This is a genomic window from Anaeromyxobacter sp. (assembly GCA_016718565.1).
In the GTDB taxonomy this organism is placed as follows: Bacteria; Myxococcota; Myxococcia; order Myxococcales; family Anaeromyxobacteraceae; genus JADKCZ01.
Genome location: JADKCZ010000001.1, coordinates 29,907 through 56,079, shown reverse-complemented (window position 1 = coordinate 56,079; position 26,173 = coordinate 29,907). Strand labels below are relative to the sequence as shown.

General features: G+C 74.4%; 16 protein-coding genes and 1 pseudogene. 11 read left to right on the top strand and 6 right to left on the bottom strand.

Annotation, left to right across the window (positions count from 1 at the left end; translation table 11 throughout):
• Nucleotides 1-3: 3 nt before the first annotated feature.
• The 5 genes and pseudogenes from IPO09_00230 to IPO09_00210 form a co-directional block, all read right to left on the bottom strand.
• Entirely contained in the window at nucleotides 4-1,014 is a 1,011-nt protein-coding gene (locus tag IPO09_00230) for a peptidyl-prolyl cis-trans isomerase (GenBank protein ID MBK9515780.1), read from the bottom strand.
• 204 nt (nucleotides 1,015-1,218) lie between these two features.
• Nucleotides 1,219-4,892, bottom strand: a pseudogene (mfd, locus tag IPO09_00225) (transcription-repair coupling factor).
• 65 nt (nucleotides 4,893-4,957) lie between these two features.
• Nucleotides 4,958-7,636 carry a response regulator gene (locus IPO09_00220; protein ID MBK9515779.1) on the bottom strand — a complete coding sequence of 893 codons (2,679 nt, stop codon included), beginning with the start codon at nucleotides 7,634-7,636 and terminating at the stop codon, nucleotides 4,958-4,960.
• Nucleotides 7,637-7,643: 7 nt separating this feature from the next.
• The gene (locus IPO09_00215; protein ID MBK9515778.1) at nucleotides 7,644-9,251 is read right to left on the bottom strand and encodes a class I SAM-dependent methyltransferase family protein; all 1,608 of its coding nucleotides are present in this window, start codon (nucleotides 9,249-9,251) and stop codon (nucleotides 7,644-7,646) included.
• Entirely contained in the window at nucleotides 9,229-10,485 is a 1,257-nt protein-coding gene (locus tag IPO09_00210) for a hybrid sensor histidine kinase/response regulator (protein ID MBK9515777.1), read from the bottom strand. The genes IPO09_00215 and IPO09_00210 overlap by 23 nt, the downstream gene beginning before the upstream one ends.
• A gap of 214 nt (nucleotides 10,486-10,699) precedes the next feature.
• Here IPO09_00210 and IPO09_00205 point away from each other — a divergent pair, with 214 nt between their 5' ends.
• The 9 genes from IPO09_00205 (at nucleotide 10,700) to IPO09_00165 (ending at nucleotide 22,101) form a co-directional block, all read left to right on the top strand.
• Entirely contained in the window at nucleotides 10,700-11,455 is a 756-nt protein-coding gene (locus IPO09_00205) for a tetratricopeptide repeat protein (GenBank protein MBK9515776.1), read from the top strand.
• Between the two features lie 20 nt (nucleotides 11,456-11,475).
• On the top strand, nucleotides 11,476-12,540 hold the full coding sequence (gene hrcA / locus IPO09_00200; protein ID MBK9515775.1) for a heat-inducible transcription repressor HrcA: 1,065 nt from the start codon (nucleotides 11,476-11,478) through the stop codon (nucleotides 12,538-12,540).
• Between the two features lie 149 nt (nucleotides 12,541-12,689).
• Nucleotides 12,690-13,394, top strand: coding sequence for a nucleotide exchange factor GrpE (locus IPO09_00195; protein ID MBK9515774.1), 705 nt, complete (start codon nucleotides 12,690-12,692; stop codon nucleotides 13,392-13,394).
• A gap of 21 nt (nucleotides 13,395-13,415) precedes the next feature.
• Nucleotides 13,416-15,242: a molecular chaperone DnaK gene (dnaK, locus tag IPO09_00190; GenBank protein ID MBK9515773.1), complete on the top strand. Its 1,827-nt coding sequence runs from the start codon at nucleotides 13,416-13,418 to the stop codon at nucleotides 15,240-15,242.
• 110 nt (nucleotides 15,243-15,352) lie between these two features.
• Nucleotides 15,353-16,498, top strand: a complete 1,146-nt coding sequence (gene dnaJ / locus IPO09_00185; protein MBK9515772.1) for a molecular chaperone DnaJ — start codon at nucleotides 15,353-15,355, stop codon at nucleotides 16,496-16,498.
• A 13-nt stretch (nucleotides 16,499-16,511) separates the two neighbouring features.
• Nucleotides 16,512-18,614: a penicillin-binding protein activator gene (locus tag IPO09_00180; protein MBK9515771.1), complete on the top strand. Its 2,103-nt coding sequence runs from the start codon at nucleotides 16,512-16,514 to the stop codon at nucleotides 18,612-18,614.
• 74 nt (nucleotides 18,615-18,688) lie between these two features.
• Nucleotides 18,689-19,588, top strand: coding sequence for a site-2 protease family protein (locus tag IPO09_00175; protein ID MBK9515770.1), 900 nt, complete (start codon nucleotides 18,689-18,691; stop codon nucleotides 19,586-19,588).
• 12 nt (nucleotides 19,589-19,600) lie between these two features.
• The gene (locus tag IPO09_00170; protein ID MBK9515769.1) at nucleotides 19,601-20,008 is read left to right on the top strand and encodes a hypothetical protein; all 408 of its coding nucleotides are present in this window, start codon (nucleotides 19,601-19,603) and stop codon (nucleotides 20,006-20,008) included.
• Between the two features lie 95 nt (nucleotides 20,009-20,103).
• A complete protein-coding gene (locus IPO09_00165; protein MBK9515768.1) occupies nucleotides 20,104-22,101 on the top strand; it encodes an ATP-dependent DNA helicase in 1,998 nt (665 codons plus the stop codon).
• A 15-nt stretch (nucleotides 22,102-22,116) separates the two neighbouring features.
• Here the strand turns inward: IPO09_00165 and IPO09_00160 are convergent, their stop codons facing one another.
• A complete protein-coding gene (locus IPO09_00160) occupies nucleotides 22,117-23,913 on the bottom strand; it encodes a PAS domain S-box protein (GenBank protein ID MBK9515767.1) in 1,797 nt (598 codons plus the stop codon).
• 183 nt (nucleotides 23,914-24,096) lie between these two features.
• On the opposite strand from IPO09_00160, the gene IPO09_00155 reads away from it, so the two are divergent.
• Nucleotides 24,097-24,789 (top strand): MglA protein, encoded by a 693-nt coding sequence (locus tag IPO09_00155; protein ID MBK9515766.1) that lies wholly within the window; start codon nucleotides 24,097-24,099, stop codon nucleotides 24,787-24,789.
• On the top strand, nucleotides 24,786-26,171 hold the full coding sequence (locus IPO09_00150; protein MBK9515765.1) for a PocR ligand-binding domain-containing protein: 1,386 nt from the start codon (nucleotides 24,786-24,788) through the stop codon (nucleotides 26,169-26,171). The genes IPO09_00155 and IPO09_00150 overlap by 4 nt, the downstream gene beginning before the upstream one ends.
• The last annotated feature ends 2 nt before the right edge of the window (nucleotides 26,172-26,173 follow it).

The following is a 26,173-nucleotide window of genomic DNA, read 5'->3' as shown; positions in this document are numbered from 1 at the left end:
CGGCTACTTGTGGGCCGGGGCCGGGGGCCGCGCGGCCTCGGGCATGGCGTTGGCGGCGCCGGCGGGCATGCCGGGCATGCCGGGCGCGCCCGGGGGGGGGGCGGCGGAGACGGTCACCTTCTCCAGCTCGGCGTCGCTGACCACCACCTTGGCCTCCTCCTTCAGCTTCTTGACCAGCTCGTCGAACTCCTTGGTCTTCTTCTCGCGCTGCAGCTTGGAGCCGATCTGGGCCTTGACCACGTCGAAGGGCCGGTTGACCTCCTCCTGCACGCCGGTGGCCTTCACCACGAAGAAGCCCTGCGGGGTGCCGATCACGCCGGAGAGCTCGCCCGGCTTGAGCGCGAAGGCCGCCTCGGCCAGCGGCGCGCCGTAGGCCTTCTCCAGCTCGTCCTTGGTCTTGAAGTTCAGGTCGCCGGAGACCGCCTTGGTGGCGGCGTCGTCCGAGTACTGGGTGACGGCGGCGGCGAAGGCCAGGCTGTTGGTCTTCTCGGCGGCCTTCACCTGCGCCAGGGCCTTCTTGGCCAGCGCCTCCTTCTTGGCGCGGTCGGGCGCGCCGGCGGGGGCGGTCAGGACGATGGCGGCCAGGCGCACCTTCTTGGCCTTCTGGAACTCGTCCTTGTGGTCGTCGTAGTACTTCTGCAGCTCGGCGTCCGGCAGGGCGGCGGCGCCCGACTGGTCGGCGAAGTTCTTCTGGACCAGCTTCTGCACCATGATCTTGCGCAGCGTCAGCTGCACGTCCGGATCCTTGTCGAGGCCCTGCTTGGTGGCCTCCTTGGCCAGCACCTCGAAGCGGATCAGGTTGTCGAGGAACTCCTTCTTCCGCTCCAGGGTCGAGTAGCGGGCGCGGATGAAGGGCGACTGCTCGTCGAGGCGGGCCTTGAACTCCTCGGCCGTGATGGTGATGCCGTTGCCGGTGGCGACGGCCGGGCCGGACTTCTTGGGCCCGGCGGCCTTCTCGGAGCCGCAGGCGGCGAGCACGGCGACGAGGACGACGGGGAGGACGCGGCGGAGCATGCGGGGGACTCCTTGGACTGTTGGGAGCGGCAGGAACCTGTGGAGGTTGGTCCGGTGACAACGCGCGAGCCGGGGAAGGTGTTCCCCCCATGGGGGGCGCGCGGCGCTGCCCCGAGGGGCCGAAAAAGACCACGGAACGACGGCCGGATCAAGGATCGGCGCGCCCCGCCGGGCGGCGCCGGGAGGGCCTCGCCGAGCCCCAGGTCAGTCGGGCCTGGCGCAGCGGGCCAGGCCCCCGAGGAGCTGGCGCGCCGCGGCCAGCAGGGCCTTGCCGTCCATGGCCTCGGCGGCCGGGGAGGAGAGGGGCGCCAGGGCCGGGCGGGGCGGGGCGGCCAGCTTGCGCCCGGTGGGGCCGCGGGTCGGGCGGGCGGGCGGGCGGGCCGCCGTCGCCGGCCCCGCGGCCGCGGGGTCCGGGCCGAAGCGGGCCACCAGCTTCATGTCCGGGGTGAGCCGGAGGGCGCCGCCGGAGGCCTGCACGTGCTTGGCGAGGAGGAACGGGTCCAGCGCCGCCCCCTCGCCCAGGGTGAGCACGATGCGCCCCGGCCCGCTCTCCAGGGCACGGATGCGCAGGCCCGCAGGCGCACCTTCACCTTCATGACCTCCCCGAGCGCGTCCACCTCGTCCGGCGGGTCGCCGCAGCGGTCCACGATCTCGGCGCGGATCTCCTCCAGCTCCTCGTCGGTGGAGGCCTGCGCGTAGCGCTTGTAGAAGTAGAGCCGCTGGTGCACGTCGGGCATGTACGGGTCGGGGATGAAGGCCGCCACCGGCAGCGCCACGTCGGGGTCGACCTCGTCCTTGGGGGGCTCGCCCTTCAGCTCGCGCACCGCCTCGTCGAGCAGCTGCGCGTAGAGGTCGAAGCCCACCGCCTCGATCTGGCCCGACTGGTCCTTGCCGAGCAGGTTGCCGGCGCCGCGGATCTCCAGGTCGTGCGAGGCGATCTGGAAGCCGGCCCCCAGCTCGGTGAACTTCTGCAGCACCTCGAGCCGCTTGCGGGCGTCCTTGGTGACCGGGCGGCGCGCCGGCACCAGCAGGTAGGCGTAGGCCCGCTCGCGGCTGCGGCCCACCCGGCCGCGGATCTGGTAGAGCTGCGACAGCCCGAAGTGGTCGGCCCGGTTGACGATGATGGTGTTGGCGCTGGGGATGTCGAGGCCGCTCTCGATGATGGTGGAGGCCAGCAGCACGTCCAGCTGCTTCTCGACGAAGGCCGCCATCACCTCCTCCAGCTTGCCCTCGCCCATCTGCCCGTGCGCCACCCCGATGCGCGCCGCGGGCACCAGCTCGGCCAGGAACTTCTGCATCGAGCCGATGGAGCGCACCCGGTTGTGCACGAAGAAGACCTGGCCGCCGCGCTTCAGCTCGTTCTCGATGGCCTCCTGGATGGCGGCCGGGTCGAACTTCATGACGAAGGTGCGGATGGCGCGCCGGTCCTCCGGCGGGGTGGCGATGATGGAGAGGTCCCGCGCCCCGGCCAGGCTCATGTGCAGGGTGCGCGGGATGGGCGTGGCGGTCAGGGTGAGCACGTCCACCAGCTTGCGCAGCTTCTTGAGCCGCTCCTTGTGCGCCACCCCGAAGCGCTGCTCCTCGTCCACCACCACCAGGCCCAGGTCGGCGAAGGAGACGTCGGCCCCCAGCAGCCGGTGGGTGCCGATCAGCACGTCCACCTGGCCCAGCGCCGCCGCCTTGAGGATGCGGCGGGACTCCTCGGCGGTCTTCATGCTGGAGACCGCCTCGATGCGCACCGGGTAGCCCTTGAAGCGCTCGCGGAAGGAGCGCTCGTGCTGGGCCGCCAGGATGGTGGTGGGCACCAGCACCGCCACCTGCCGCTTGCCCAGCACCGCCAGCATGGCGGCCCGCATGGCCACCTCGGTCTTGCCGTACCCCACGTCGCCGCACACCAGCCGGTCCATGGGGCCGCGGCCGCCGCCCGCCTTGCGCAGGTCCCGGAGGACGTCGTCGATGGCCTTCTGCTGGTCGGGCGTCTCCTCGTAGGGGAACTCGGCCTCGAACTCGCGGTAGGTCTGGTCCGGCTCGGCGTAGGCGTGGCCCGGGTGGGCGGCCCGGGCGGCGTAGACGTCGAGCAGCTCGGCCGCCATCTTGAGCAGCTGCTCCTTGACCCGCGCCTTGCGCAGCGCGAACGACTGCCCGCCCAGCCGGTCCAGCCGCACCGCGTCGGGCGAGGCGCCGGTGAACTTCTGCACCTGGCGCAGCTTCCCCACCGGCAGGTAGAGCCGGTCGGCGCCGTCGTAGGCCAGCACCAGGAAGTCGCCCTCGACCCCCCGGATCTGCATCTTGGTGAGCCCGCAGTAGCGCGCGATGCCGTGCTCCACGTGCACCACCAGGTCGCCCTCGTTCAGCTCGCGGAAGCCGGCCGCGAAGGCGTGCTCCTCCCGGGTGGCGCGGGCCTTCTTGCGCACCTTGCGGCCGAAGATCTCCTCGTCGGAGAGCAGCACCAGGCCGCCCTCGCCGTCCACGAAGCCGCCCGAGATCTCGCCGGGCACCAGGTGGGCGTGCACCGCGGGGTCGTAGAGCGGGCGCGGGTCGCCGAGCGGGCCGGGGTGGGGGCGGGCGGCCTGGCGGCGGTCCTCCAGGAGGCGGCGCAGGCGGTCGGCCGAGGAGGGCGTGCTCACCGCGATGACGGTGGTCAGCCCGCGCTGGCGCCAGTCCTCCAGCCGCCGGGTCAGCGGGGCCAGCGCCCCCTCCTCGCCGTGGGCCGCCTGGATCTCGCCGCGCAGGTCGGCGGTCTCGCCCAGGGAGGTGCGGATGGGGTCGCCGGTGCCCAGGAACACCAGGTGGCGGCGCACCAGCGGCCGCGCCGCGAGCGCCGCCAGCGCCTCGCCGGCCGGGAGGAAGTGGGCCTCAGGCGGCAGCGTCAGCTCCTCGCGCTTCAGCGCCGCCGCGTGCTCGCGCGCCAGCGCCTCCCACAGGTCGGCCAGCGCCTCCTCCACGCCGGTGGCGTCGTCCACGTAGGCGGCCGTGCCGGGCGGCAGGAAGTCGAGCAGGGTGTCCAGCCCGGCCGGGTGGAAGCCGGGCAGCAGCGCCTCCTGGCCGAAGAAGGGCTGCGCCGCGTCGATGGCGTCGAGCACCTCGCGCACCCGCGAGGTGGGCCGGTTGACCCGCTCGGCGGCGGCCCGCACCGCCTCCTTGGCGGCCGCCTTGCCGGCCTCGGTGAAGAGCGCCTCCCGCGCCGGGCAGGTCAGCACCTCCACCGCCCCCTCGCCGCTGCGCTGCGAGACCGGGTCGAAGGGGCGGCAGGACTCCACCTCGTCGCCGAAGAACTCCAGGCGGGCCGGCCTGGCCTCGGCCGGGCTCCACAGGTCGAGCACGCCGCCGCGCACCGCGAAGGTGCCCGGGTCCTCCACCAGCGGCACCCGGGCGTAGCCCAGCGACACCAGCCGCAGCGCCAGCGCCTCGCGGTCCACCGTGAGGCCGGCCGCCAGCAGGTCCGAGCCGGCCTCGAAGACGGCGCGCGGCGCCACCCGGCGGGCCAGCCCGCGGGCCGAGACCACCACCGCCAGCACCTCGCCCGGCGAGGCGTGCAGCCTGGCCAGGGCCGAGAGCCGCTCCATCTCCACGCCGCGGTCGGGCGAGAGGTCGTCGTAGGGCAGCACCGCGTCGGCCGGCACCCGCAGCACCGCCGCCTCGCCGACGAAGAAGGCCAGGTCGCGCGCCAGCGCGTCGGCCCGCTCCTCGTCGGTGGCCACCGCCAGGACGCAGCGGGCCCGGGCCGGCCCGGGGGCCAGCAGGTCCTGCACCAGGCGGCCCCGGGCCGCGCCGGGAAGCCCGGTCACCTCGGCGAGGCGCGAGGCCTCGAGGGCGCGACGGACCCGGGCGCGGGCGCCGGCCGGGGCGGGCTCTGGGGGTGCGGTCGGGAGGGACATCGGGCGGCCGTCGCGAGGGGCCTATAGCACGCCGCCCCCTGGCCCGCCGCGCCCCCCGGGGCCGGTCAGCCCGGCGGCGGGGTCAGGGCCGGCGGCGGCGTCAGCGCCGTGGCGAGCGGCTGCCGGCGCGGCAGGCGCACGGTGAACTCGGCCCCCTGGCCCGGGGTGCTGGCCACCTTGAGCGTGCCGTGCAGCGCCTCCACCACCCGCCGCGTGATGGTGAGGCCCAGCCCGGTGCCGCGCCCCGGCCCCTTGGTGGTGAAGAAGGGGGTGAAGAGGCGGCTCATGGCCTCCGGCGCGATGCCCGGGCCGTTGTCGCGCACCCGCAGCACCAGCTCGTCGGCGCCGCCGCGGCCGACCAGGTGCACCGTGCCGGCGCCGTCGGCCACCGCCTCGATGGCGTTCTGCACCAGGTTGGTCACCACCTGGCCCAGCTCCTCCGGCACGCACTCCAGGGTGCCGTCGCCGGTCAGGTCCATGGTCACCTGCACGTCGCGCCCGGTGGCGGGCAGCACCACCGCCACCGCCGTCCGCACCATCTCCCAGGCGTCCGGGGTGGAGAGCTCGCGGCGGTAGCCGGCCCGACCGTAGCGGCCCATCAGCTCCACCGTGCCGGCCATGCGCTTCAGGCCGGCGTCGGCCACGCCCAGCAGCTCCTTGACCCGGGCCCCCAGCTTGGCCAGCTGCTGGAGCTCGGCCCCGGGCAGCGCGCCGGCGGCGGCCTGGTCGGAGAGGGTCAGCACCCGCGCCGTGTCCAGCTGCACGCGGGCCAGGGCGTTCTTGACGTAGTTGAGCGGGTTGTTCAGCTCGTGGGCCAGGCCGGCCGCCACCAGCTCGAGCGAGTCCATGCGCTGCGTCAGCACCAGGTCGGCCGCCTCCTCCTTGGCCTGCACCAGGCGGCGGGCGCTGGTGAGCAGCTCGCGGGGCGAGAACGGCTTGGTCAGGTAGACGCTGACGCCGGTCTCCAGGCCCCGCACCCGGTCGTCCAGCTCGCCGCGGGCCGAGAGCATGATGATGGGGATGTGGCGGGTGCGCGGCTGCTCGCGCAGCCGCCGGGTCATGGCCAGGCCGTCCAGGCCCGGCATCATCAGGTCGGTCACCACCAGGTCGGGCAGCTCCCGCTCGATCAGCTCCAGGCCCCGCACGCCGTCCGGCGCCGTCAGCACCTTGAACTGCCGCCGCAGGGTCATGTGGATGAACTGGGTGATCTGCGGGCTGTCCTCCACCACCGCCACCGAGTGGGGCCGGGAGCCCTCGTCCACGTCGCGCTCAACCACCCGCCGCTCGGCGGCCTCCTCGATGTCCAGCAGCCGGAAGTCGCGGCGGGCCGAGAGCTGCACCACCCAGTCGGGCCCGGAGTCGCCCTCGCCCTCGCCGGCCGGTGCCGGGTCCGCCAGGGCGGCGGCCGCCAGGTGCCCGGCGCCGCGCCGCAGCCGCACCGTCAGCAGCGCCCCATGGCGGCCGTCGCTGTGGGCCTCGATGGTGCCGCCGTGCAGCAGCACGATCTCCTTGGCCAGGGCCAGGCCGATGCCGGCCCCGCCGTGCTGGCGGGTGCCCGCCATGTCCACCTGGTAGAAGCGCTCGAAGAGGCGCCCGGCCGTGGCGGGCGGGAAGCCCGGGCCGTCGTCCTCCACCTGCACCTCCACCCCGGCCGCGTCGGCGGAGAGCCGCACCACCACGTGGCCGCCGGGCGGGGTGAACTTGACGGCGTTGGAGAGCAGGTTGACGAAGACCCGCTCCAGCCGCTCCAGGTCGCACCAGACCGCGGCGGGCGGCCCGGCGACCGCCGGCTCGAAGGTGAGCGAGATGCCCTTGCGCCGGGCCAGCACCTGGGTCTCCTCGGTGAGCCCCCGCAGGTAGGCGGTCAGGTCGTGCTCGGCCACCTCCAGGCGCAGCCGGCTCTCCTCCAGCCGCGACAGGTCCAGCAGGTCGTTGACCAGCTTGAGGAGCTTGAGCGCGCTGCGGAACATGGTGAGGAAGGAGCTGCGCTGGGCCTCGGTGAACTGGCCCATCTCGCCCTGCATGAGCAGCTCGAGCGGGGTCAGCACCATGGCCAGCGGCGTGCGCAGCTCGTGGGTCATGTTGGCGAAGAAGCGCGACTTGAACTGGTCGAGCTGCTGCAGCTCGACGTGGGCCCGCTCCAGGTTGGCGGTGGCCTGCTCCAGGCGCACCCGCTGGGCGTGCTGTTCGCGCTGGGTGCGGAAGAGCAGCGACTGGCCCACGCCGGCGATGAGGGCCAGCGCCGAGAGGAAGGCCAGGTTGGAGAGGGCCACAGCCGGGTCGCCGATGGTCCCGGCGCCCACGTTCACCAGCACGAAGGTGACCACGATGGAGGCGTGGGTGACGGCCACCGCCCGCACCGGCCAGACGAAGAGCAGCCCGGCCCCGGTGATGGCCAGCGAGATGCCGGCGTAGTAGGGGGAGGCCAGGCCCCCGGCGTAGGTGGTCATCACCGCGATGCCGGCCGAGGCCAGCCAGGCGTAGCCGGTCGTCACCGACAGGCCCCAGCGATCCCAGGAGGCGCTGCGGGTGAAGGGGAAGAGCGCCAGCGTCACCCCGAAGACCACCAGGCGGGTGGCCCACAGCCAGGCCAGCGCCGCCGGGGGCAGCAGGGCCAGGTCCAGCAGCCCGAAGGCCGGGTAGAGCACCGCCACGATGGCCAGCGCGATCCGCAGGCCGCGCCGGTTGCGCTCGATGAGCCAGCGGCGCCAGCGGCGGCGCAGCTCGGGCGGGTCGTCCACCATGCCCCGGCTACTCGGGGATCAGCTCGAAGAACGGGTTGGCCCCGCTGGCCTCCTCCAGGATGCGGGCCTGGGCGGTGGGCGCGGCGCGCCAGCCGATCTCCAGCAGGTCCTCGCGGGTCCGGTAGATGAGGTTCCAGTCGAGGTGCCACTCCATCACCCAGCGGATGGGGTGGTCCACCATGTTGGCCACCAGCAGCTGGCCGCCCGGCCTGGTGGCGGCGGCCAGGCGCCGCACCAGCACCGTGGCGGTGGCGCGCTGGAAGTAGTCGAGCAGGCCGCAGGAGTAGACCAGGTCGAACTGCCCGAAGTCGGCGAACAGGTCCTCGTCGCGCAGCAGCCGCTTCACCGAGTCGTGCAGGAAGGTGCAGCGCACCTGCTCGGGGAAGCGGGCCACGGCGGTGGAGCGCAGGCGCCGCCAGGCGTGGGCCAGGGCGTGCCGGTCCTGCTCGAACAGCACCACCTCCACCGGGACCGGCAGGTCCTCCATGGCCTCGAACAGCTCGAAGAGCTCCTGGGCCGGGCCGGCCGCGATGGAGAGCACGCGCACCGGCTCCTTCGAGCCGGCCCGCCGCGCCAGCAGCGCCGCCAGCTGCGCCTTGACCACGTCCTTGCGGCAGCGCACCGCCGCCGGCGCGCGGGTGCTCAGGAAGGCCAGGCCCACGGCGCGGGCGAAGAGGTTCGGCCCCTCGAACTGCCGCTCGTAGATGAAGTTCATCAGCTCGTAGTCGCCCGGGTAGCCGAACGGCTTGTGCAGGGCCCGCTGGCACGACAGGGCCTGCAGCAGGTGGTCGTGCAGGTGGCGCAGCGACCACTCGCGGGCGGCGGCGTTGGCCAGGCCCCCCGGGATCTGGCGCAGGGCCGCGTCCACCTGCTCGGTCTGGTCCACCACGTCGGCCACGAACCCGGCGCGCAGCCGCGAGACCAGCGCGGCGCGGGCCGGGTTGGCCGGTCCGTTGAGGACGTGCCAGGGCAGCTCGGCCTCGAAGGCCGTCAGCTCGCGCCGCGCGTCCTCCAGGTACAGCCCCAGCTCGGAGACCAGCGACTTGAACTTCTCGTGCCCGGCCAGGCGCCAGGGCCGGCGCTCCAGGGGCCCGCCGGCGCCCGCCGGGGCCCAGGCGCGCACGGCGCGCAGCTGGTGGATCTCGTCGACGTCGAGCAGGAAGTCCACGAAGGAGAGCCCCACCACGGTGAGGCCGTCCTTCTGCCGGACCGAGCCGACGTGGGCCTCGCCGGTGAAGGCCGCGTGGTCGTCGAAGCGGAGCGCCGCCGGCAGGCGCTGGCCCGGCGAGACCGGCAGGTCGGCGGGCCAGGCCACGGCCACGCCGTTCTGCGACACGTCCACCAGGGCGCACTCCCGCCGCGCCCCGGCCACGGTCACCGTCACGGCGGCCGTGAGGGGCGCCAGGTCCTCCGCGCTGAACCGCTGCGGGCGGAAGAAGACCCCGCGCCCGACGGCGCCGTCCAGCTCCTCGTAGCGCCGCACCCGCGGGGGCGCCGCGCCGGGGCCCGCCGCGACGGCCTGCGCGGCTGGCGAGCCAGCCGCGGCCGGCACCAGGAACGGCGCCTCGAAGTCCACCACCCCGGTCCCGGGGTCACCCAGCTCGTGCAGGCCCATGCGGTCTCTCCTCGTCGACTGGGGGCCCCTCGACGGGCCCGTTGCTCGGCAACACCACCTCGAAGCGCGCCCCGCCCCGCTGGCCGGACCCGACGGCGATCCGGCCGCCGTGGGTCTCGGCGATCAGGCGGGCCATGTAGAGCCCCATGCCAAGCCCCTGCTCGCCGCGGCCGGTGGCGAAGGGCTGGAAGAGCCTGGCCCGCAGGGCCTCGGGCACGCCGGGGCCGTCGTCCTCCACGGCCAGCAGGAGCCCGCCCTCCGGCAGCGCCTCGGCGCTGATGCGCACCTCGCCGCCGTCCTCGGAGGCCTGCAGGGCGTTGCGGACCAGGTTGACCAGCACCTGGATCAGCTTCTGGCCGTCGGCCCGGAGCAGCGGCAGGCCCGGGGCCACCCTGGGCACCACCCGGCGCATCCGGTAGCTCAGGTCCAGCCGGCAGATGGCCACCGAGGTCTCCACCAGCTGGGCTGGCTCCACCAGTCCCGCCACCAGCTCGAGCGACCCGCTGCGCGAGAAGTCGCGCAGCGTCTGCAGGGTGCGCAGCAGGCTGTCCACGTGGGCCAGCCCCAGCGCCAGGAAGGACCGCAGGTCCGGGTCGACGTCGAGGGCCTGCAGCTCGGCCTCGGCGGAGCGCAGCCCGGTCATGACGTTCTTCAGGTCGTGGGCGATGCCCGAGGCGAGCCGCCCCAGGGTGCCGACCCGCTCCAGGTGCAGGAGCTGCTGCTGCTGGTCCTGCAGCGTCCGCAGGGAGGCCTTCAGCTCCTCGCCGCGCGCCGCCAGCAGCTGCACCAGCTGCGCGATGGTGCGCCCCTGGGCCACCAGGGCGCTGGCCTGCTCCACCGCCTGGATGACGTCGTCGGACTCCCACGGCTTGCGCAGGAAGCGGAAGGCGTGGGCCCGGTTGATGGCCGACTCCAGGGCCTGCATGTCGGCGAAGCCGGTGATGACGATGCCCGCCAGGTCCGGGCGCAGCTCGCGCAGCGCCGCCAGCAGCTCCACGCCGCTCATGCCCGGCATGCGCTGGTCGGTCACCACCACGTCGAGCGGCACCGCCGCGGCGATGCGCAAGGCCTCGGCGCCGGAGGTGGCCTGGTGCACGGTCCAGCGCTCCTCCAGCAGGTCCTTGAGCACCCGCAGGTTGAGCGGCTCGTCGTCCACCAGCAGCACGCCGCCGGTCAACTGCGAACCGACGCCGAAGCGCTCCACGAGCGTGGCGAGTTGCTGGCGGGAGATCATGGACTGCGAGACTCCGGGGGAGGCGGTGAAGGGAGTCTAGACTGACCCCTCGATAAGAAAAACTTTCGGACAACCCGTCCGTGACACAGGGGACACCAAAGCCATTGGCCTTTTCGGGGCATACGGGGGGTGGGGCTCGCCGTGTCCCGCGGTGACGGGGGGGAGCGGCCTTCGAATCCGGGGACACCCCGCTTCCTTGATCCCTTCGGGGCGGATGACTAGACTCCCCTGGTCTCCGCCGCCCTCCTCCGGATCCCAAGTGCGCAACCTCTCGAATCGGCTCGGCAACTTCTCGCTCGTGGCCACGCTGGCGCTGGCCGCCTGCGGCGGCTCGGCCGACCCGCGCCTGCCGCTGCGCGACGACGCCACCCCGGCGCTCGGCACGCTGGCCGCCGCGCAGGGCTTCGGCGCCGGGCTGATCCGCACCGGCGATCTCGGCGGGGCGCGCGCCGCCTACGAGGCGGAGCTGGCCGGCGATCCCGATCGGCTGTCGGCCCTCAACGACCTGGCGGTCAGCTACTTCCTCGACGGCCACCTGGACGCCGCGCGCCGCCTGCTCGACGAGGTGGTGGCCAGCGGCGGGCCGCGCGAGCAGCAGGCGGCGCTCCTCAACCTCGGCGAGCTGTGCGCCGTGGAGGGGCACGCCGAGGCCGCCCAGGCCTACCTGGAGAGCGCCCGCGGCGTGGACGCCACGCGCCCGGAGCCGGCCTACGCGCTGGCGCTGCTGGCCGACGCCCGCGGCGACGCCGCCGGGGCCCGCGCCCTGCTGCGCGAGGCGGTGCGGCTCGACGACGGCTCGGCGCGGGCCGCGCTGGTCTTCGCCTTCGTGGAGGAGCGGCGCCACCTGGAGGCCATGCTGCTCGACCTGGCCGGCGACCGCGCCGGGGCCGAGCTGCGGTGGCGCGAGCTGGCCGCCGGCCGCTTCCCCTCGCTGGCCACGGCCGCCGCCCGCCGCCTCGGCGAGCCCTGACGGCCCGCGGGAGCGCGACCATGGCGGCCCAGGGCGAGCTGGACCGGCGAGCGCGCGAGGTCCTGAAGGCCCTGGTCCAGGACTACATCCACACCGGCGAGCCGGTGGCGTCGCAGCCGCTGCTGGCCCGCCACGGGCTGGAGTGCTCGCCCGCCACGGTGCGCGCCGTCATGGCCGACCTCGAGGCGCTCGGGCTGCTGGAGAAGCCGCACGCCTCCTCGGGGCGCATCCCCACCGCCCAGGCCTACCGGCTCTACGTCGACACCCTCCTCAAGGTGCGCCCGCCCACCAGCGCCGACCGGGACCGCATCACCTCGCTGACCGCCGACGCGCCCGACGTGTCGCGCCTGCTCGAGGGCACCGCGGACCTGCTCCACTCGCTGTCGCACCACGCCGCGGTGGTCACCACGCCGCCGCCCAAGGTGGACCCCATCCGCCAGGTGGACTTCGTGCGGCTGCGGGAGAACCGGGTGCTGGCGGTCTTCGTCTCCCAGGCCGGCATCGTCACCAACAAGCTGGTGCAGCTCGACCAGCCCTTCGACGCCTCCGAGCTGGAGCGCGCCGCCGCCTACCTGAACGAGCGGATCGCGGCCGCCTCCGAGGCGGCCACCAGCCTGGCCACGCTGCGCGAGCGGATCCTGGAGGACATGCGGGCCGACCACACCGCCCTGCACGGCCTGATGCAGAAGGCGCTCTCGCTGGCCGAGCTGGCGCTGGCCGCGCCCCCGGCCGAGGGGCGGGTGCTGGTGGACGGCGAGGCCTCCTTCCTCGACGCGCCCGAGTTCGCCGACGTGCAGAAGGCCCGCGCCCTCCTCAAGACCTTCGCCGAGAAGGACCGCATCCTCAGGGTGCTCGACCGGGTGCTGCTCTCGCAGGAGGTGCAGATCTTCATCGGCGCCGAGAGCGAGTTCGCCACCGTGCCGGACGTCTCGGTGGTGGCCGCCCCCTACGGCCGGGCCGGCCGGGTGCTGGGCACGCTGGCGGTGGTGGGCCCCACCCGCATGAACTACGCCCGGGTCATCCCGCTGGTGGACCTGACCGCGCGCGAGCTCTCCCGGGCGATCGGCCGCCACGGGGACGGCTGACACGCCCCGGGTGGGCGCCCGCCCGCGGGCCCCCGCCGCACCGCGTCGCTTGTCGGCCCGCCGACCGGTGTGCGACAATCCAAATTCCTCCCTGACCCCGGGGGTATGTCGGGGCCGGGGTCCAAGAACACATCTCGCGAAACGACTCCATGGGCGACAGCCAGGACAAGGGAAACTTCCGGGCGGACATCCCGGACGACGCCATCGCGGCCGCGCTCCGCTCGGTGGAGCGCGGCGGCCGCGCCGTCGGCGACCAGCCGGCCGGCGACCCCGGCGACCCCGGCGACCCGGTCGAGGTGGAGGTCGGGCCCGGCGACGACCCGGCGTCCGGGCCGGCCGACGACCTCGAGTCGCTCCGGGCCCAGCTCGAGCTCTCGCAGGCGCTGTCGCGCGAGGGCCAGAAGAAGCTGGCCGACGTGCACGACCGCTGGGTGCGCGCGGTGGCCGACCTCGAGAACTACAAGAAGCGGGCGGCCCGCGAGCGGGACGAGGTGCAGAAGTTCGGCGCCGAGAAGCTGCTCAAGGATCTGCTCCCGGTGATGGACAACCTGGACCGCGCCCTGGCGGCGGCGGCCCCCGACGACCCGCTGGTGGCCGGGGTCAAGCTGGTGCGCTCCAGCTTCGAGCAGGCGCTGTCGCGCCACGGGGTCAAGGCCTTCAGCGCCATGGGCCAGCCCTTCGACCCGGCCCGGCACGAGGCCCTCATGCAGGTGCCGAGCCCCGGGGTGGCGCCCGGCATGGTGGTGCTGGAGCACGCGCGCGGGTTCACGCTGAACGAGCGGCTGGTCCGGCCCGCCCTGGTGGGCGTCTCGGTGGCCGCGCCGCAGGCGCCGGGGGGCGGCGGCGCGTCGTAGCGCCGGCCGGGCAGGGGAGCCATGGGCAAGGTCATCGGCATCGATCTGGGCACCACCAACAGCTGCGTCTCCGTCATGGAGGGCGGCGAGTCGGTGGTCATCCCCAACAGCGAGGGCTCGCGCACCACGCCCTCCATGGTGGCCTTCACGGAGGGCGGGGAGCGGCTGGTCGGGCAGATCGCCAAGCGCCAGGCCATCACCAACCCGGAGTCCACCATCTACGTGGTGAAGCGGCTCATCGGCCGCAAGTTCGAGGACGCCGAGGTCAAGCGCTCCACCGGGCTGGTGGCCTACCGCATCGTGCCGGCCGACAACGGCGACGCCTGGGTCGAGATCGAGGGCAAGAAGTACAGCCCGTCCGAGGTCTCGGCCATGATCCTGGCCAAGATGAAGCAGACCGCCGAGGACTACCTCGGCGAGCCGGTCACCGAGGCCATCGTCACCTGCCCGGCCTACTTCAACGACGCCCAGCGCCAGGCCACCAAGGACGCCGGCCGCATCGCCGGCCTGAACGTCCTGCGCATCATCAACGAGCCCACCGCGGCGGCCCTGGCCTACGGCATCGACAAGCAGCGGTCCGGCACGTCCGAGCGGGTGGCGGTCTACGACCTGGGCGGCGGCACCTTCGACATCACCATCCTGGAGCTCAACTCCGGGGTCTTCGAGGTCAAGGCCACCAACGGCGACACCTTCCTGGGCGGCGAGGACTTCGACCAGCGGCTCATCGACTGGCTGGCCAAGCGCTTCAAGGAGCAGACCGGCCTGGACCTGAAGCGCGACCGCATGGCGCTGCAGCGGCTCAAGGAGGCGGCCGAGCGGGCCAAGCACGAGCTCTCCTCCGCCGGCGAGACCGAGGTCAACCTCCCCTTCATCACCGCCGACGCCACCGGCCCCAAGCACCTGGCCGAGACCATCGACCGGGCCACGCTGGAGGAGCTGGTCGGCGACCTGGTGGAGAAGACCATCGAGCCCTGCAAGATCGCCCTGCGCGACGCCGGGCTGACCGCCCAGCAGCTCGACACCATCATCCTGGTGGGCGGCATGACCCGCATGCCCAAGGTGCAGGAGGTGGTGAAGCGCTTCTTCGGGCGCGAGCCGCACAAGGGCGTCAACCCGGACGAGGTGGTGGCGGTGGGCGCCGCCATCCAGGGCGGCGTCATGAAGGGCGAGGTCAAGGACGTCCTGCTGCTCGACGTCACCCCGCTCTCCCTGGGCGTGGAGACCGCCGGCGGGGTCTTCACCCGCATCATCGAGAAGAACACCACCGTGCCCTGCAAGAAGTCGCAGGTCTTCTCCACCGCGGTGGACAACCAGCCGCTGGTGTCGGTGCACGTGCTGCAGGGCGAGCGCGACATGGCGGCCGACGACAAGACGCTGGGCCGCTTCGAGCTGGTCGGCATCCCGCCCGCCCCCCGCGGCGTGCCGCAGATCGAGGTCACCTTCGACATCGACGCCAACGGCATCGTGCACGTCTCGGCCCGCGACCTGGGCACCGGCAAGGTGCAGAACATCCGCATCACCGCCTCCTCCGGCCTCACCGAGGCCGAGATCACGCGGATGGTGCGGGACGCCGAGTCCAACAAGGTGGACGACAAGAAGAAGAAGGAGGTCGCCGACCTGAAGAACAACGCCGAGGGGCTCATCTACACCACCGAGAAGAGCCTGGAGGAGTACGCCAGCGCCCTCAAGCAGGAGGACCAGGACGAGATCCGGGCCGACCTGGAGGCGCTCAAGGCCGTGCTGGGCGTGGGCGACCCGCCCGCCATCAAGGAGGCGCTGGCCCGCCTGGAGGGCAGCGCCTACCGCATCGCCGACGCCATCTACGCGCAGCAGGGCGGGGCGACGTAGCCGGGCGCCGCGGCCGCTCCCCGCGGCCCACCCCCCGCTTGCCAGCCCCCGCTTCGTCCTTACCTTCCCGCCCGGCCGCTCCCGGTCCCACGCCTCGAGGCTGATCCCCCTTGCACAAGCGCGACTACTACGAGGTGCTGGGCGTGGCCCGCGACGCCGACGCGGCGGCGCTCAAGGCCGCCTACCGCAAGGCGGCCCACCTGCACCACCCGGACAAGAACCAGGGCGACAAGGCCTCCGAGGAGAAGTTCAAGGAGGCCACCGAGGCCTACGCGGTCCTCTCCGACGAGGCCAAGCGGGCCCGCTACGACCAGTTCGGCTTCGCCGGCGGCGGCGGCGCGGGCGACGACCCCTTCGGCTTCGGCCGCGGCGGCGGGGCCAGCATCAACGACATCTTCGGCGAGATCTTCGGCGAGATGTTCGGGGGCGGGGCCGGCGCCGGCCGGCGGCAGCGCCAGCGCACCCGGGGCAACGACTTCCGCTACCACCTCGAGCTGACCCTGGAGGAGGCCGCCTTCGGCGTCGAGAAGGTGCTCGACATCCCCAAGGCCCACCGCTGCGAGCCCTGCGCCGGCTCCGGCGCCAAGCCCGGCACCTCGCCGCGCACCTGCCCCACCTGCAGCGGCTCCGGCGAGCTCCGGCTCACCCAGGGCTTCTTCTCCATCGCCCGCACCTGCCACCAGTGCCAGGGCTCCGGCCGCGTCATCGTGGACAAGTGCCCGGCCTGCGCCGGCGCCGGCGCGGTGCGCGAGGTGACGCGGGTCTCGGTGAAGATCCCGCCGGGCGTGGACACCGGCACCCGGGTGCGCTCCAGCGGCGACGGCGAGCCGCCCCCGGCGGCCGGCGGCCAGCCCGGCGACCTGTACGTGGTCATCCAGGTGAAGGAGCACGGCCTCTTCCAGCGCCAGGGGACCGAGATCGTCTGCGAGGTGCCCATCTCCTTCGTGCAGGCGGCGCTGGGCGGCACCATCGACGTGCCCACCCTGGACGGCCCGGTCAAGCACAAGCTGCCGGCCGCCACCCAGACCGGCGCCACCTTCAAGCTGAAGGGCAAGGGCGTGCCGGTGCTGCAGGGCAGCGGCCGCGGCGACCAGCACGTGGTGGTGGTGGTGGAGACGCCCACCCACCTGACGCGCGAGCAGAAGGCGCTGCTGGAGAAGTTCGAGGAGCTCTCCGGCGGGGAGACCCATCCGCGCGCCAGGAGCTTCTGGGACAAGGCCGCCGACCTCTGGCGGGACCCGAAGAAGAAGCGGTAGAACCACGAGGCCGATGCCCGCCCCCCTGACCGACCGAAGCGCCGCCCGCTGGCTGGCGCGCGCCGCCCTCGTCGCGCTGGTCACCTCCTGCGCCCCGGCCCGGGTGGTGGTGCGCGGCCAGGAGCTGCCGGTGGCCGAGGCCGAGGGGCTGGTGCGGGTGGACCTCTCCGCCGAGCGGGCCGCGCTCGACGGCCTGCCCCCGGCCGAGCGGGCCGCCAGGCTGGAGGCCTTCGCGGCCCGCTACCCGGGCGTGCCGGCCGCGGCCGAGGCCCAGCACGAGGCGGCCCGCGCCTGGCGCGCCGCCGGCGACGTGCCCCGCTCCGCCGCCGCGCTGGGCCGGCTGCTGGTGGACCACCCGCTCTACCCCGAGGCCACCCAGGCCAAGTACGAGCTGGCCCTCACCGACCTGGAGCTGGGGAGGGCCCGCGACGGCCTGGCCACCCTGGGCTCGCTCTACGGGCGCCTGCCCGAGGTGGAGCGCGCCGCGGCGGCCCGCGCCACCGCCGAGGCGGCCGAGGCGGCCCGCGCCTGGCCCGAGGCGGTGCGCTGGTGGGGCGAGGCGGCCCTGCGCTCCACCGCCGGCCCGGCCCGCGAGGCGGCCCTGGCGCGGGTCGAGCAGGTGGTGGACGCCCGGCTCGACGGGCTGGCCGTGGCGCGGCTCCTCGAGTCGCTCCCGCAGGACTCGCCGGCCCTGCCCACCGTGGCCATGAAGCGCTGCCGCATCCTGGTGCACGTGCGCGACTGGGCCGGCGCCGAGGCGGCGGCGCGCGACCTGCTCTCCCGCTGGCCCACCTCGCCGTGGGCCGCCGACGCCCAGGCGGCGCTGGACCGGCTGGCCCGGCTGACCGCCGTGCGGCCCGACGTGGTGGGCGTGGCGGTGCCCCTCTCCGGGCCGTTCAAGCGCTGGGGCGAGGTCATCCTGCAGGGCATCGGGCTGGCGCTGGGCGAGGGCGCCGGGGTCCGGCTGGCCATCCGCGACACCCGCGGCGAGCCGGACGGCGCGGCCAGCGCCATCGAGCAGCTGGCGCTGGAGGAGGGGGCCATCGTGGTCATCGGCGGGGTGGCCAACGCCGAGGCCGAGCGGGCCGCCGCCACCGCCGAGGAGCTGGGGGTGCCGCTCCTGTCGCTCTCCAAGCTGGAGGGCGTGACCGAGGCCGGCCCCTTCGTCTTCCAGCACATGCTCACCGCCGGCGCCCAGGCCCGCGCCCTGGCCGACCTCTTCATGGGCAAGCGCGGGCTGAAGCGCTTCGCCGTGATGTACCCGCAGGTGGCCTACGGGGTGGAGCTGGCCGGCGCCTTCTGGGACGAGGTGGAGGCGCGCGGCGGCGAGGTGCGGGCCGCCGAGAGCTACCCCATCGACCGGACCACCTTCACCCCGCTGGTGAAGGAGATGGTGGGCAAGCGCTGGCTCGACGAGCGCACCGACTTCGTGGAGGGGGCCCGCGAGGTGGCGGCGCGCGAGCCCGACCCGTTCCGCCGCCGCAAGGCGCTGGAGAAGCTGCGCGACGGCCTGGCCCCGGTGGTGGACTTCGACGCGGTGCTCATCGCCGACTTCGCCCGCAACGTGAAGCTCATCACGCCGGCGCTGGCGGTGGAGGACGTGCTCACCACCACCTGCCTGCCCGACGAGGTGCGGCGGGTGGAGAAGACCACCGGCCGCAGGGACCTCCGGGCGGTGCAGCTCCTGGGCGGCAACGGCTGGGGCTCCGACCCCTCGCTCTTCGACCTGGCCCCCGGCGGCGCCGGGCGCCACGTGCGCTGCGCCGTCTTCGTGGACGGCTTCTTCGCCGGCTCGACGCGCCCCGAGACCCGCCGCTTCGCCGACGCCTACCAGCGCAAGTACGGCGCGGCCCCCTCCATCCTGGAGGCCTCCGCCTACGACGCGGTCAAGCTGGCCCGCGCCGTCATCGAGGGCGGCCAGGCCCGCACCCGCGCCGCCCTGCGCGACGGGCTGGCCGGGGTCAAGGGCTTCAAGGGCGCCACCGGCGACCTGACGGTGGGTCCGACCCGGGTGGTGGAGAAGGAGCTGTTCTTCCTGACCCTCGACCGCGACGGCCTGCGCGAGCTCACCCGGGCCGAGCTGGCCTCGCCCGGCGCGGGCGGCGGCGAGCGCTGAGCCGGAGCGGCGCCCCCGTGCCCCCGCCGTCCCCGACCGCCCGCTGGCGCGCCGCCCTCGGCCGCTCACCCTGGGTGAATGTGGCGCTGCTGCTGGCCACCGCCGTGACCACCCTGCTGGCCGGCCACGACCTGGCCGCCCCGCCCGGCCAGCCGGTCACCGCCGCGCTGGTGCTGCGCCACGGCTGGCCCTACTCGGCGGCGCTGCTCGGCATCCTGGGGGCCCACGAGCTGGGCCACTACGCCCTGGCCCGCTGGCACCGGGTGGACACCACGCTCCCCTACTTCCTGCCGGTGCCCTTCGGCGTGGGCACCTTCGGGGCGGTGATGCGGATGCGCTCGCTGCCGCCCTCGCGCCGCGCCACCCTCGACATCGGGGTGGCCGGCCCGCTGGCCGGCTTCGCGGTGGCCCTGCCGCTGCTGCTGTGGGGCCTGGCCCACAGCACCGTGGTGGAGGCCGGCGGCCTGCCCCGGGCCGGCCTCGACTCGCCCTGGCTCCTGCTCACCGCCTGGTGGGACGGCCGGCTCGAGGCGGCCGCCGAGGCCGGCTCGGTCCAGTTCATGGGCGACAGCCTGGTCACCTGGGCCGCGCAGCGGCTCACCTGGGGGGCGCTGCCGGCCGGGCAGGACCTGGTGCTCCACCCGGTGGCCTTCGCCGCCTGGCTGGGCATGCTGGTGACCGCGCTCAACCTGGTGCCGCTCGGCCAGCTCGACGGCGGCCACCTCACCTACGCCTGGCTCGGCCAGCGCGGCGCGCGGGCCCTGTCGCGGCTGGTGTCGGCGGCGCTGCTCGCCTGCGGGCTGTTCCTGTCCTGGAACTGGCTCTTCTGGTGGGCGCTCACCCGCGTGGCGGTGGGCACCGGCCACCCGCCCTCCTGGGACGAGCGGCCGCTCGATCCGGCCCGCACCGCCCTGGCGCTCTGCGGGCTCGTGCTCTTCGCCCTGACCTTCGTGCCCGTGCCCTTCGCGTTCTAGGATCCGCTCCCCATGCCGGACACCACCGCCCCGAACCCCGCCCCCGAGGTCCCGGGCGCCGCCGATCCCGCCACCGGCTCCGAGCCCGCCGCCTGGGCCGAGGTGGTGGCCCGCTGGGACGAGCCCGCGGCGCACCGCGCCTACCTGGGCCGCTTCCCCGATCTCGACGGCCTGGCCACCGCCGGCCGCCGCTACCGCGACGTGCTGGCGGCGCGGCCGCAGGACGCGGTGGCCCAGGCCATGAAGGCCGAGGTGCTCAAGCGCGCCACCGTGGTGGGCCTGGCCTCGCTGCCGCGCACCCCGCCGCCGGCCCTGGCCGGGGGCCGCTGGCGCCGCGTCGCGGTGCTGGCCCTGGCCGCCTGGCTGGCCTCGGCCGTCGCCTGGCTGGTCTACCAGCTGCTCTCCGGCAAGGCCCCGTGAGCCAGGGCCCCGCCGCCATCGACGCCCTGCTGGGCCCGGGCGGCGCCCTGGCCCGCGCCCTGCCGGGCTACGAGCACCGCGCCGACCAGCTGGCCCTGGCCCACGCGGTGGCGCGGGCCCTCGACGACCGGCGCTACCTGGTGGCGGAGGCCGGCACCGGCACCGGCAAGACGCTGGCCTACCTGGTGCCGGCGGCGCTGTGCGGCCGGCGGGTGGTCATCTCCACCGCCACCAAGGCGCTGCAGGAGCAGATCTGGTGGAAGGACCTGCCGCTGCTCCGGGAGCGCTGCGGCCTGCACTTCGAGGCGGCCTACCTCAAGGGCCGCTCCAACTACCTGTGCCTGGAGCGGGCCGCCGAGTTCGCCCGCGCCCCCACCTTCGCGGTGCGCGAGGAGGCGGCCTTCTGGCCGCAGCTCAAGGCCTGGGCCGAGGTGACCGAGACCGGCGACCGGGCCGAGCTGGACCTGCCCGAGCAGCTGGCAGCCTGGAAGGACCTCTCCGCCACCAGCGACACCTGCCTGGGGCGCGAGTGCCCGGCCTACGAGGAGTGCTTCGTCACCCGGGCCCGCGCCCGGGCGGCCGCCTCGCAGGTGCTGCTGGTGAACCACCACCTCTTCTTCGCCGACCTGGCCATGCGCACCGGGCGGGCCGGCGTGGAGGTGCTGCCCGACTACGACGTGGTCATCTTCGACGAGGCCCACGCGCTCGAGGAGGTGGCCACCGAGTACTTCGGGCTGCAGGTCTCCTCCTGGCGGGTGGAGGAGCTGGCGCGGGACGCGCAGCGGGTGGTGGCCGACCGGCCGGACCTGGCCGCCATGCTCAAGGAGCTGACCGGCGAGCTGCGCAAGTCGGGCGAGCGCTTCTTCGCCGGCGTGGGCGAGCAGCTGCGGGGGGCCGGCGGCGGGCGCTTCGGCGGCGGGGCCGGAGGGCGCGGACCGGCCCGGCCGGCGCGCCGCGCCCGCGGCGGCGGGGCCGGGGCCGGGTCGGGCGAGGGCGCGCCGGGGCTCTTCGAGGCGGGGGGCGAGGCGGCCTCGGCCCGGCGGCCCGGCGGCGAGGAGGAGCCGGCCCGCGCCCCGCTCAGCGAGGCCATGCTGGCGCCGCTGGGCGTCGAGCGGGACCGGCTCGACGCCGCCCTGCAGCAGGTGCGCGACACCCTGGCCGACGCCGACGCCCCGGCGCTGGCGCAGGTGGCCCGGCGGGCCGCCGAGCTGCGCATCGAGCTGCAGGCGGTCACGGCGCTCCGCGAGCCCACCCGGGTCTACTTCGGCGAGACCCGCGGGCGCGGCGTCTTCCTCCGGGCCGCGCCCATCGACGTGGCCGGCGAGCTCAACGAGCGGCTCTACGCCCGCACCGACACGGCGGTCTTCACCAGCGCCACCCTGGCGGCCGGCGGGCGCTTCGACTTCTTCCGGCGCCAGGTCGGGCTGGGGCCCGACCTCGAGGTGGAGGAGGCGGTCTTCCCGGGGCCGTTCGACTACCAGCGCCAGGCCGCGCTGGTGGTGCCGGACGGCCTGCCGGAGCCGAGCGACCCGGGCTTCGTGGCGGCGGCGGCCGCGGCGGTGGAGGCGCTCACCGAGGTGACCGGCGGGCGGGCCTTCGTGCTCTGCACCTCCAACCGCAACATGGCGGCCCTGCACGCCGCCTCCTCGCACCTGCCCTACCAGCGGCTGCTGCAGGGGGAGCGCCCCAAGCAGCGGCTGCTGGAGCTGTTCCGCGCCGAGCCCTCGGTGCTCTTCGCCACCGCCAGCTTCTGGGAGGGGGTGGACGTGCCGGGCCAGGCGCTCTCGCTGGTGATCATCGACCGGCTCCCGTTCGCGCCGCCCGGCGACCCCATCATGGCGGCCCGCCTGGCCGCCGCCGAGGCCGAGGGGCGCCAGGGCTTCGGCGAGCTGCAGGTGCCGGCCGCGGCGCTGGCGCTGCGCCAGGGCTTCGGCCGGCTCATCCGCACCGCCACCGACCGCGGCCTGGTGGCGGTGCTCGACCGGCGCCTCCTCACCAAGGGCTACGGCCGCGCCTTCCTGGCCTCGCTGCCCCGCTGCCCGCTGCTGCGCTCCCTGGAGGAGGCGCGGGCCTGGTGGGCCGCGGGGGCCTGAGGTCCCGGCGCGGGCCTACGAGTCCAGCGGCAGCCCACCCACCGAGACGCCCAGCAGCTCGGGCTCCTCCTCGTCGTCGCCCAGCCGGCTGCGGGTGTCCAGGTCCACCGCCGGCAGCCGCACCGTGAAGGTCGAGCCCACCCCCAGCTCGCTGGCCACCTCGATGGCGCCGCCGTGGGACAGCACGATCTTGCGCGCCAGGTTGAGCCCCAGCCCGGTGCCCTCGCCCGGCGCCTTGGTGGTGAAGAAGGGCTCGAAGAGCCGCTTCATGTGCGCCTGCGCGATCCCCTTGCCGGTGTCGGCCACCTGCACCACCGCCTGCGGCCCGTCGCGCAGGAGCTCGATGGAGATGCGGTTCGGCCGGCCCGGCTCGCGCGCCTGCACGGCGTTCACCACCAGGTTGAGCAGCACGTCCACCAGCTCGCCGCGGTGGCCCGAGACCCACACCGGCCCCTGCAGGTCCACCCGCGCCGAGGCGTGCTTCAGGTCCGAGGCCGCGGTGCGCACCACCAGCTGCACCAGCTCCCCCAGCTCCACCAGCGCGGCCGGCTCGCCGGCCTGGTCGCGCCGCGCCAGCGAGCGCAGGTTGTTGACGATCTGCCGGATGCGCTCCATGCCCGTCAGGCTCTCGGTGATGGCCTTCTGCGCCTCGCGCCGGGCGAAGGCCAGCTCGCCGCGCGCCGTGCCGGCCAGCAGCCGCCCCGGGGAGGCGCCCGCCTGCGCCGCCTCGCCGGGCTCCGGGCCCTCGCCCAGGGCCGCCTCGAAGGTGGCCACGTAGCGCCGCAGCTCGGTCAGGTTGGAGGTGACGAAGGCGGTCGGGTTGTTGATCTCGTGGGCCACGCCGGAGGCCAGCACCCCCACCGCCGCCAGCTTGTCGGCCTGCACCAGCCGGGCGTAGAGGCGCCGCTGCTCGCCCACGTCGCGCGCCACCTGCACCACCCGGTCGCCCAGCCGGGTGGAGGTGACCTCGAAGAGCGTGTCGAAGACCGGGTCCTCGATCTCCACGATGCCGTCGCCCGGCAGCGTCCACCAGCGGTCCGGGTGGCCGGCCAGCAGGTCGGAGACGCGCCGCCCGGCCAGCTCGTGCGGCCGGGCCCCCAGCACCTTGGCGAAGGCCCGGTTGACGCGCAGCACCCGCCCCTCCCGGTCGGTCACGAAGACCAGCTCGTTGATGGAGTCGAAGGTGGCCTCCCACTCGGCCCGGGCCCGCTCCAGCCCCTCCGAGGCGGTGCGCAGGCGCTGCGAGGCCCAGTCGCGGCTGGAGTGCAGGTAGCCGGCGATCAGCGCCACGGTGACGATGATGCCGGTGTCCCAGGCCCAGCGGGCCACCACCCGCTGGTCGATGCGGGCCGGGTCGAAGCCCATGCCCACGGCGTCGGCCACCATCAGGGCCGCCACCGCCCACATCCCCACCACCGCCACCTCGCCGGTGCGCGGCAGCACCACCGCGGCGCCCACCACGCCCACCAGCACGCCGTAGCGCACCGCGCTGTCCGGCTCGCCGTGCAGCACCATCACCACCACCGGCACCGCCACCACCAGCGCCGACTCGAAGCGCGTCCAGCGCACCATGGCCCGCAGGTCCACCTTGCGCGCCAGCAGCCAGGCGTAGACGGCGTTGGCCAGCAGCAGCACCGCGCCGATGTAGAGCGAGGTCCAGGGGGCGCGGCGGTGGGTCAGGAGGTCGTTGGCGAGGTCCACCGCCACGAAGACCGGCACGATCAGCCAGCGCAGGCGCAGCAGCCAGTGCAGCCGCTCGGCGATCTCCGCCTCCGGCAGGTCGTCGGCTGGCTGCTGGACCGGGCGGTCCATCGGCGCTCCTCGCTCCGAGTTCACGTGCCGCCAGCGGCGGCGGCCCCCCGGCCGGGTTGGACTCTAGTCCACTCCTGGGGCCCATCCAAGGACCGGGCCCCCAGGGTGGGCCTCCCTCGCACCAGCCAGGAAGGTGGATCGCGCGGGGAAGGCATGGCTACACTGCGCGCCAGAACGGTCCCCATGGTCCAGATCAACAACGATGCGCGCGAGATCGCGGTCAAGGTCGTCTATTACGGCCCCGCTCTGAGCGGCAAGACGACGAACCTCCAGGCGCTCTACCAGAAGATCGAGCCGACGGTGCGCGGGCGCCTCATGACCCTCGACACCAAGGACGATCGCACCCTGTTCTTCGACATGATGCCCGTCTTCTTCAGGACGGCGGCGGGCGTCAAGGTCAAGCTCAAGCTCTACACGGTGCCCGGGCAGGTGATCCACGAGTCGACCCGGCGCATCGTGCTGCAGGGCACCGACGCCATCGCCTTCGTGGCCGACAGCCGGCGCTCCGAGGCCGCCTCCACGCTGGCCTACTGGAACAACATGCTGCGCAACCTGGAGGCCAACGGGCTCGACCCCAAGACGCTGCCCCTGGTCATCCAGCTCAACAAGCGCGACCTGCCCGACGCCCGCGGCGAGGACGACCTGGGCGACCTGCGCACCTCCCTGAAGCCGCCGGTGGTGCCGGCCGTGGCCATCCGCGGCGAGGGCGTGGTGGAGACCCTCTGGACCCTGCTGTCGCTCTGCTACCGCTCGCTCGACGGCAGCCTGGGGCTGGCCAGCCGCTGGCACGTCACCGAGGAGGAGTTCCTGGCGCGCATCTTCGATCACGTCGACAAGCGGGGCACCCGCTTCGCCCAGGAGGCCCAGGGGAGATGAGCCTGGCGCCCTCCTTCCTGCAGCAGCGCCTGGCGCTCGGGGACCTGCTCGACCTGCGGGCCTTCTCCGACGTCTGCCAGTCGTTCGCCGAGCTCTACCGCGTGGGGCTCAAGGTCTTCGACGAGGCCGGCAACAAGCTGGTGGACGTCCGCATCGGCAACGCCGACTTCTGCGGCTACATCTGGACCAAGGCCAGCGGGCGCGAGCAGTGCGTCGCCACGGTGGGCCGGGTCAAGAGCGATCCCATCCCCGAGGTGGCCGCGGCCACCACGCTCCCCTGCTTCTCGGGGTGCCGCTACGTGGTGCAGCCGGTGCTCTACGAGGGCGACGCGCTCGGCCGGGTGGTCTTCGGGCCCTTCGTGCCCGAGGAGCTGGCCGCGCTGCCCGACACCCTGACCTCCATCTCGCCCGACTTCGACGTGGCCCTGGCCACCGGCTACGTGCAGAAGATCCGGCGCGTGCCGCAGGGCACCGCCGAGAAGATCCTGAAGCACTTCATGGATCTGGTGGACGTGATGGTCTTCACGGGCCACAAGAACCTCATCGCGGCCAAGCTGCACATCGAGGCCGTGCAGGAGAGCTACCGCGAGCTGCAGGAGAAGAACCGGCAGCTGGAGGAGAGCTTCGCCAAGCTCAAGGAGCTGGACCGCCTCAAGTCCAACTTCCTGGCCACCATGAGCCACGAGCTGCGCACCCCGCTCACCAGCGTCATCGGCTACTCCGAGATGATGCTGGAGGGGCTGGGCGGCCCGCTCACCGCCGAGCAGCGCGAGTACCTCGGCATCATCATGGAGAAGGGCGAGAACCTGCTGCAGCTCATCACCTCCATCCTCGACATCTCCAAGATCGAGGCGGGCCGGGTGCGGCTGGTGCTCTCCGAGGTGGACGTGCCGCAGCTCCTCAAGGACGCGGTGGCCACCGTGCTGCCGCTGGCCCGCAAGAAGAGCCTCAAGGTGGCCTGCGAGCCGGGCGGCGTGCCGCGCCTGCAGGGCGACCGCGAGAAGCTGCGCCAGTGCCTGGTGAACCTCTGCTCCAACGCCGTCAAGTTCACCCAGGCCGGCGGCACCCTGGTGGTCTCGGCCGAGCCGCTGCCGGGCGACCGGGTGGCGCTCAAGGTGACCGACACCGGCATCGGCATCTCCGAGGAGCACCTGCCGCGCCTCTTCGACGTCTTCTACCAGGTGGACGGCTCCACCACCCGCGAGTACGGCGGGGCCGGCCTGGGCCTGGCCATCGTCAAGAGCTTCGCCGAGGCGCACGGCGGCGAGATCACCGTGACCTCCCGCCCCGGGGCCGGCTCCACCTTCGCGCTGGTGCTGCCCATCCGGCCGCGCCTCGAGCCGTCGGTCACGCCCATCATGCCCGCCGCGCCGGTGGGCTAGGG

What these genes read in the sequence shown, in the direction of transcription:
- IPO09_00170 (MBK9515769.1), top strand. Translation starts at nt 19,601, where the DNA reads ATGCCGGACACCACCGCCCCGAACCCCGCCCCCGAGGTCCCGGGCGCC.
- IPO09_00230 (MBK9515780.1), bottom strand. Translation starts at nt 1,014, where the DNA reads ATGCTCCGCCGCGTCCTCCCCGTCGTCCTCGTCGCCGTGCTCGCCGCC.
- IPO09_00155 (MBK9515766.1), top strand. Translation starts at nt 24,097, where the DNA reads ATGGTCCAGATCAACAACGATGCGCGCGAGATCGCGGTCAAGGTCGTC.
- IPO09_00195 (MBK9515774.1), top strand. Translation starts at nt 12,690, where the DNA reads ATGGGCGACAGCCAGGACAAGGGAAACTTCCGGGCGGACATCCCGGAC.
- IPO09_00180 (MBK9515771.1), top strand. Translation starts at nt 16,512, where the DNA reads ATGCCCGCCCCCCTGACCGACCGAAGCGCCGCCCGCTGGCTGGCGCGC.
- IPO09_00220 (MBK9515779.1), bottom strand. Translation starts at nt 7,636, where the DNA reads ATGGTGGACGACCCGCCCGAGCTGCGCCGCCGCTGGCGCCGCTGGCTC.
- IPO09_00160 (MBK9515767.1), bottom strand. Translation starts at nt 23,913, where the DNA reads ATGGACCGCCCGGTCCAGCAGCCAGCCGACGACCTGCCGGAGGCGGAG.
- dnaK (MBK9515773.1), top strand. Translation starts at nt 13,416, where the DNA reads ATGGGCAAGGTCATCGGCATCGATCTGGGCACCACCAACAGCTGCGTC.
- IPO09_00150 (MBK9515765.1), top strand. Translation starts at nt 24,786, where the DNA reads ATGAGCCTGGCGCCCTCCTTCCTGCAGCAGCGCCTGGCGCTCGGGGAC.
- IPO09_00205 (MBK9515776.1), top strand. Translation starts at nt 10,700, where the DNA reads ATGACTAGACTCCCCTGGTCTCCGCCGCCCTCCTCCGGATCCCAAGTG.
- IPO09_00210 (MBK9515777.1), bottom strand. Translation starts at nt 10,485, where the DNA reads ATGATCTCCCGCCAGCAACTCGCCACGCTCGTGGAGCGCTTCGGCGTC.
- hrcA (MBK9515775.1), top strand. Translation starts at nt 11,476, where the DNA reads ATGGCGGCCCAGGGCGAGCTGGACCGGCGAGCGCGCGAGGTCCTGAAG.
- IPO09_00215 (MBK9515778.1), bottom strand. Translation starts at nt 9,251, where the DNA reads ATGGGCCTGCACGAGCTGGGTGACCCCGGGACCGGGGTGGTGGACTTC.